This is a genomic window from Pelomonas sp. KK5 (assembly GCF_001984095.1).
GTDB lineage: Bacteria > Pseudomonadota > Gammaproteobacteria > Burkholderiales > Burkholderiaceae_C > KK5.
Genome location: NZ_LYVQ01000296.1, coordinates 1 through 6,711 on the forward strand (window position 1 = coordinate 1; position 6,711 = coordinate 6,711).

Sequence of the window (6,711 nt, forward strand, 5' to 3'; positions counted from 1 at the left end):
CGCGCCGTGCGTTGGCTCCACCGGCGCGCCGCAGCCGCGGCAGGGCCAGCCGAGATGGTCGGCCCGCACCGGCTCGGCATGGCGCATCAGCAGCGCGCTGAAGAAGCGCGGCATGTCCAGCACCAGCAGCGGGCTGGTGCAGTAGCTGCAGCGCGCGTCCTGGTCCAGCAGGCCGCGGGCGCAGGCTTCGCGCTCCAGCGCGGCGCCGCAGTTCAGGCAGGCCGGGTCGCGCTTCTCCTGGCGCAGCACGTCCAGGTCGCGCCGGCTCATCGCCCGCACCAGGCCGCGGCGCGCCAGCAGCTGCGCGAAGCCGGCCAGGCCGCCGCGGCAACGCGGGCATTCCAGCTCGCCGAAACGGCCCAGCGTGCTCATGTTGTGCACCGGCTTGAGCCGCGTGCCGCAGCGCGGGCAGCCGGGCGGCTCGGCCATCGGCGCCACGCCCGGCGACTCGCGCTGCGCCTGCTGCATGCGCCGCAGCAGCCGCACCCAGCCGAGGCCCGAGAGGTTGACCGATTCGAGCTGGTCCAGCCAGATCAGGTCGCAGGTGGCGCAGAGGTCGGTCTCCACCCGCTGGCCGTAGTGGCCCTCCAGCAGCAGCGGCTGCATCGCCGCTGCGCAGTGGGGACAGTTCATGCTGGTCTGTTGTCGAAGCTCACTGGCTCGGTGCCGCGTTTCTTCTTGCTGCGGATCACCACCGTGCCGGCGATCTTGTCGTGCCAGCCCTGCTTGCGCCCGTCGAAGGCGACCCACAGCAGGCCCAGGCAGAAGGGGATGATGGACACGTAGTAGCCCAGGTAGCGCACGATCGCCTGGCCGGTCGTCAGCGCGGCGCCGCTGCGCGCATCGACGACCCGCGCGCCGATGGCCATCTTGCCCGGCGTGCTGCCCGACTTGATCCAGAAGATGATCACGATGATCGCCGGCAGCACATGGGTGATCAGGAACTCGCCGGGGCGGCTGGGCATCACGCTCAGCGATTCGATCGACCAGTCGGGCCCCTGCACGACGGTGACGTCCTTCGGCGCCAGCCAGCCCAGCAGCGGCCACAGCACGACGGACGCGAGGATCGTGTCGATCAGGCTGGCGCCGACGCGTGGCCAGAAGCCGACGTATTCGAACTCATCCGCAGCAGCCATGGCCTCAGCTCCGTGTCTGGTCGTTGTCGCGATCGCCGATCAAGCGTACCAGCGTCTGGCGCAGCTTCGGCGCGTCGATCGGCTTGGTGAGGAAGTCGTTCATGCCGGCGGCCAGCGCCTCGTCGCGCTCGGAGACCAGCGCCGCCGCGGTCAGCGCGACGATCGGCAGCTCCTGCGCCGGGTAGCGCTGGCGCAGCACGCGGGTGGCCTCGTGGCCGCTCATCACCGGCATCTGCACGTCCATCAGCACGGCGTCGAAGGGCCGCCCCATCACCGCGGCGGCGTTGACCGCCTCGATCGCCTGGCTGCCGTCGTTGGCCTGCGAGACCTCCAGCCCCCACTGCTGCAGCTGGGCCACGGCGATCATCATGTTGACCGGATGGTCCTCCACCATCAGCACCCGCAGGCCGCGCAGGCCCCGGCTGCCCGGCGGCTGCGCGATGTCCTCGCGCGGCTGGCGCGCGCTGGACGGCGGCGTGGTGGCCGGCAGCGGCAGCTCGGCCCAGAAGGTGGCGCCGTGGCCGGGCTCGCTGATGACGCCGACCTCGCCGCTCATCAGCGTGGCCAGCTCGCGGCAGATCGACAGGCCCAGGCCCGTGCCGCCGTAGCGCCGGGTGGTCGACTCGTCGGCCTGGGTGAAGGGCTGGAACAGGCGCTCGTGCAGCGAGGCCGCGATGCCGGGGCCGGTGTCGGAGACCTCGAAGCGGATGCGTCCGTCGCCCAGCGAATGGACCCGCACCTCGACCGAGCCGCTGTCGGTGAACTTCAGCGCGTTGGTCAGGTAGTTGGACAGGATCTGGCGGCTGCGCACCTGGTCGCCGACCACCCAGGCGGGCACGCCCTCGCCGACCTCGATGCGGAAGCTCAGGCCGCGCGCCTGCGCCAGCGTCAGGTAGGCCATGCGCATCGTGGCCAGCATGTCGCGCAGCGCGAAGGGCGCGGCCTCCAGCTCGAGGCGCCCGGCCTCGATCTTGGACAGGTCCAGGATGTCGGAGATCAGGCCGGACAGGCTCTCGGCGCTGTCCAGCATCTGGTCGAGGTACTGGCGGCGCGCGCCATCGTCCAGGTCGGACTGCTGCAGCATGCGGGCCAGGCCCAGCAGGCCGTTCAGCGGCGTGCGGATCTCGTGGCTGGTGTTGGCGAGGAAGGCGCTCTTGGCACGGCTCGCCGCCTGGGCGTCGTCCTTGGCCTGGGCCAGCGCGGCCTCGACGCGGCGGCGCTCGGTGACGTCTTCCATGATCCAGATGGTGCCGCCGCGGCTCGGGTGGTTCGGGTCGACCGCCTTGGCCAGGATCCGGCACAGGAAGGTGCTGCCGTCGCGCCGGCGCATGCGGCGCTCGAACTCGATCTGCTCGCCGGCCTCCAGCCGCGGGCCGATCTGCGTGCCCGCCTCCAGGTACTCCGCCTGGCTCGGCCAGACCACGCTGCCGTGCTGGCCCGCCAGGCCGCCGGGCGGCCAGCCGAACATCTCCTCCACCAGCCGGTTGGCCTGGACGAAGCGCTGCTCGCGGGTCAGCGTGATGCCGATCGAGGCATTGGCCAGGATCGCCTCGTGGACCAGGCGGGTGCGCTCGGTCTCGGTGACGTCGCGGGCGTTGATGACCAGGTACTGCTTGCCGTCCATCGCGAACGGCGCCGCCGACATCACCAGCGAGATCGGCTCCCCGCTCTTGGTGACGAAGGTGACCGGCAGGTTGCTGACGCGGCCGTGCACCCGCACCGCCTCGACGACGCGCTCGCGTTCGCCGGCGTCGTACCAGATGCCCAGCTCGTCCGCGCTGCGGCCCATCACCTCGGCGCTCTCGTAGCCGGTCAGCTGCTCGAAGGTGCGGTTGACCATCGCATAGCGGCCGCTGGCCATCTCGGTCAGCGTGATCACGTCGGGGCTGGTGGCCACCAGGTGCGAGAGCAGGCCCTCGGAGCGGCGCAGCGCCTCCTGGGCGCGCGAGGCCTCGGTCTGGTCGATGAAGAAGGACAGCGTGGCCGGCCCGCCGGCGGCGTCCACCCGCACGCTGGTGGCCTGCACCAGGCGGCGGCGGCGCGACAGCGTGCGCAGCCGGTACTCGGCCATCGGCAGCAGCGCGCCGACCGACATGCCCTCGATGCGCGCGCTGCGCTGGCGGCCGCGCTCGTCGTCGCCGGGCTCGTAGTGCGAGAACAGGTCCTGCCCGATCATGCTGGAGCGCTGGGTGTAGCCGAACATGGCCATCGCCGCCGGGTTGACGTCCAGCACCCGGCCCCAGCGGTGCAGCACCAGCGGCGAGGGCGAGCGGCGGAACAGCTCGCGGTAGCGGGTCTCGGTGGCGTGGATGGCCTGCTCGGCCTGCACCTCGGCCGTCACGTCGCGGCCCACGCCCCAGTAGCCGCGGAAGTTGCCCTGCGCGTCGAAGCGCGGCTCCCCGCTGATCGACACGAAGCGGCTGCTGCCGTCGGCGCCGCGGCGGCGCGCTACCAGGCCGTGGAAGGGGCGGTGCGATTCGAGATCGGCGCGGTGCGCGTCCATCTCCTCGTCGGACAGGCCCATCGAGCCGACCTCCCAGGGCGTGCGGCCGATGCGTTCGTCCAGGTCCAGGCCCGAGATGCCGGGCTTGTCCTCGGCCACATGGGTGAAGCGGAACTCGCGGTCCATCTCCCAGTACCAGTCGGCGGCCATGCGCAGCAGGTCGCGGAAACGCGCGTTGCGCTCGCCCACCTCGCGGGCCGAGCGCTGCACCATGCGCAGCAGCGCCCAGCCCACGGCCAGGCCGGTCAGTAGCAGCATCAGATGGGCGGCCAGGCGCCAGCCCAGCGCATGCGGCGCCGGCACGGTGGCCAGCAGCAGGCCCTGCATCTCGGCCCAGGCCAGCGTGGCCAGCGACACCACGCCCAGCGCCGCCAGGAACAGGCCGGCGCCCAGGCCCAGCATGCCCGTCGCCAGTGCCACGGCCAGGCCCAGCAGGGCCAGCGGGATCGCATAGAGGCCGGCGCCGCGCGAGACGGCGATCAGCACCGCCAGGCCCATCGCCATCGCCAGCACGGTCACCATCAGCGGCCCGGCATGCCGGCGCGGCGCCTGCCACGCGCCGACCAGGCTCAGCAGGGCGGCCATGGCCGCCAGCGCGGGCGGCAGCAGGCCGCCGGCGGCCTCGGCGGGGCTGCGGCTGACCAGCAGCAGCAGGCAGGACACCGCCAGCAGCAGGGCGATGACCAGCAGGATCGCGCGCACCGCGCGCCAGCGCACGGTGCGCGCGATCAGCATGCTCCGTTCACCCGCGCCGGGCTCAAGCCCGACCAGGCTGCTCAGGTCGTCCAGGGTGTCGATGCTCATGGTCCCGGCGGAGTCTCTCCGAGAACAGGGGGTTCACGCCATCGGGAGACACCGCCGGCGCTGCACTCCGCTCATTTTGAGCATTAGTTGCGAATTAATGCGCGGCCCGGTGACTTACTTCCGCGCGGTGTTCAGCAGCTCGCGTGTCTGCAGCGCCACGCGGCGCGCGGCGGCGGCGAAATCCTCGCCCTCGCTGCCCGCATAGAGCACGGCCCGCGAGGAGCTGACGATGATCGGCGCCGCGGGGCGCCAGCCGGCCTTGACCGTGGCCTCGGCATCGCCGCCCTGCGCGCCCACGCCGGGGATCAGCAGCGGCAGCGTCGGGGCCAGCTCGCGCACCCGGGCGATCTCGCCGGGGAAGGTGGCGCCGACGACCAGGCCCAGTTGGCCGTTCCTGTTCCATTCGGTCTGCGCCAGCGCGGCCAGGTGCTCGTACAGGCGCGGCTGGCCGGGCACGTCGGCCAGGCGCTGGTTCTGCCAGTCGCTGCCGCCGGGGTTGGAAGTGCGGCACAGCAGGATGGCGCCGCGGTCGGGGTAGCGCAGGTAGGGCTCGATGGTGTCGAAGCCCATGAAGGGCGACAGCGTCACCGCATCGGCCTGGTAGCGCACGAAGGCCTCGCGGGCGTACTGCTCGGCGGTGGAGCCGATGTCCCCGCGCTTGGCGTCCAGGATCACCGGCACGTTCGGCGCCACGCGCTTGATGTGGGCCATCAGCCGCTCCAGCTGCGGCTCGGCGCTGTGGGCGTGGAAGTAGGCGATCTGCGGCTTGAAGGCGATCACCAGGTCCTTCGTCGCATCGACGATGGCCGAGCAGAAGTCGAAGATGCGGCCCGGGTCGCCCTTCCAGGCGCCGGGGAACTTCGATGGCTCCGGATCCAGCCCCACGCAGAGCAGCGAGTCGTTGAGGCGTTCGGCGGCGTGGAGTTGCTGGATGAAGTTCATGGCGTGCGGGGTCGGTCAGGAAAACTGCCGTATTGTCCGGGTTTTGGACATTCGACATTGCTTGCCCATGCTCGTGCTGGAAACCCCGAGGCTGCGCCTGCGCTGGTACACCGAGGCCGATGCGGCCTTCATCCTGCAACTGCTCAACGAGCCGTCCTGGCTGGCCCATATCGGCCAGCGCAACGTGAAGACCCTGGACGAGGCCCGCAGCTGGATCCGCGAGCGCCTGATCGGCAACTACGAGCGCCAGGGCTTCGGCTTCTGGGCCGTGGAACGCATCGAGGACGGCCAACTGGTCGGCATGTGCGGCCTGGTCAAGCGCGACACGCTGCCGGAGGTGGACATCGGCTATGCCTTCCTGCCGGCCTTCTGGCACCAGGGCTATGCCAGGGAAGCCGCGGCCGCCTGCCTGGCCCATGCACATAACGCGTTAGGCCTGCGGCGCGTGCTGGCGATCACCGGGCCGGACAACGCGGCCTCCGCGCGGGTGCTGGAGAGCATCGGCATGCATCACGAGGACACGCGGGTGCTGGCCGGCGAGGAACGGATCACGCGGGTGTTCGCGATCGATTTCCCCGACTGAGCGCTCATCTGGCCCCGATGCGGTCAAGTTCACGCTTGGCCATCGCGTACTCGCTGAACTCCACCACGCCGGTGTCCACGCTCTTGCGCAGCAGCGTCCGCGCCCGGGCCACATCCTGGTCGGCCAGCGCCTTCTGCGCGGCGTAGAAGTACAGCTCGCATTCTCGGCCGGGGCGGGTCTTGGCGTCCTCGCGGGCCACGACCAGCGCGGCGTCCAGGTCCAGCCGGCCCTGCATCAGCTGCAGCACGGCGAAGGGCCAGGCGGGCTGGCTGTCGCTGGGCATCTGCACGGCTTTGGCGCCGGCCTCGTCGCCGAGGCGGCGCGAGACCAGGTAGAGCCAGATCCCCGCGTAGCTGCGCTCGACCTCGGCGCTGGACTGCAGGATCTCCTTCAGCTCGTCGCGCGCATCGGGCAGCTGGCCCTCGAAGTAGCGGGCGTAGACGCGGGTGTAGCGCGGCGCGGTGTCGTTGGGCGAGAGCGCCAGCGCGCGGCCGGCGTGCTCGACGGCCTCGCCGTCCTGGCGGCGCAACAGTGCATTGACGGCCATCGCGCCGTGGACCTCGGCATTGTCGGCGTCGAGCTTCAGGGCGTCGTCGAAGGCGTTCTTCGCGCCATCGGCGAGGCCGAGATGGTCGAGCTGGATGCCGCGCTCCACCAGCACCCTGGACCGCAGCTTCGGCGGCAGCCGGTCGGCGGCGAGCTGGCGATCGGCCACCAGCAGGCGCATGCGGGCCGCGCCCTGC

At 71.6% G+C, this 6,711-nt stretch carries 5 protein-coding genes and 1 pseudogene; 1 reads left to right on the forward strand and 5 read right to left on the reverse strand.

All coding sequences use genetic code 11. The features are described 5' to 3' along the window. From B0W88_RS28500 to pyrF, 4 genes are all read right to left on the reverse strand, one after another. Nucleotides 1-633, reverse strand: a 633-nt coding sequence (locus B0W88_RS28500) for a zf-TFIIB domain-containing protein (protein WP_144007035.1), incomplete at its 3' end; no start/stop codon positions are given. After that, the gene (locus B0W88_RS28505) at nucleotides 630-1,136 is read right to left on the reverse strand and encodes an RDD family protein (RefSeq protein WP_077037932.1); all 507 of its coding nucleotides are present in this window, start codon (nucleotides 1,134-1,136) and stop codon (nucleotides 630-632) included. The genes B0W88_RS28500 and B0W88_RS28505, both read right to left, overlap by 4 nt. A 4-nt stretch (nucleotides 1,137-1,140) precedes the next feature. Next, nucleotides 1,141-4,443 (reverse strand): PAS domain S-box protein, encoded by a 3,303-nt coding sequence (locus B0W88_RS28510; protein ID WP_077037933.1) that lies wholly within the window; start codon nucleotides 4,441-4,443, stop codon nucleotides 1,141-1,143. Between the two features lie 114 nt (nucleotides 4,444-4,557). Continuing rightward, the gene (gene pyrF, locus B0W88_RS28515; RefSeq protein ID WP_077037934.1) at nucleotides 4,558-5,385 is read right to left on the reverse strand and encodes an orotidine-5'-phosphate decarboxylase; all 828 of its coding nucleotides are present in this window, start codon (nucleotides 5,383-5,385) and stop codon (nucleotides 4,558-4,560) included. Between the two features lie 67 nt (nucleotides 5,386-5,452). Here pyrF and B0W88_RS28520 point away from each other — a divergent pair, with 67 nt between their 5' ends. Continuing rightward, nucleotides 5,453-5,968: a GNAT family N-acetyltransferase gene (locus B0W88_RS28520; protein ID WP_077037935.1), complete on the forward strand. Its 516-nt coding sequence runs from the start codon at nucleotides 5,453-5,455 to the stop codon at nucleotides 5,966-5,968. 4 nt (nucleotides 5,969-5,972) lie between these two features. On the opposite strand, the pseudogene B0W88_RS33900 reads toward B0W88_RS28520, so the two are convergent. After that, nucleotides 5,973-6,711: pseudogene (locus B0W88_RS33900) on the reverse strand (hypothetical protein); the annotation flags it as partial.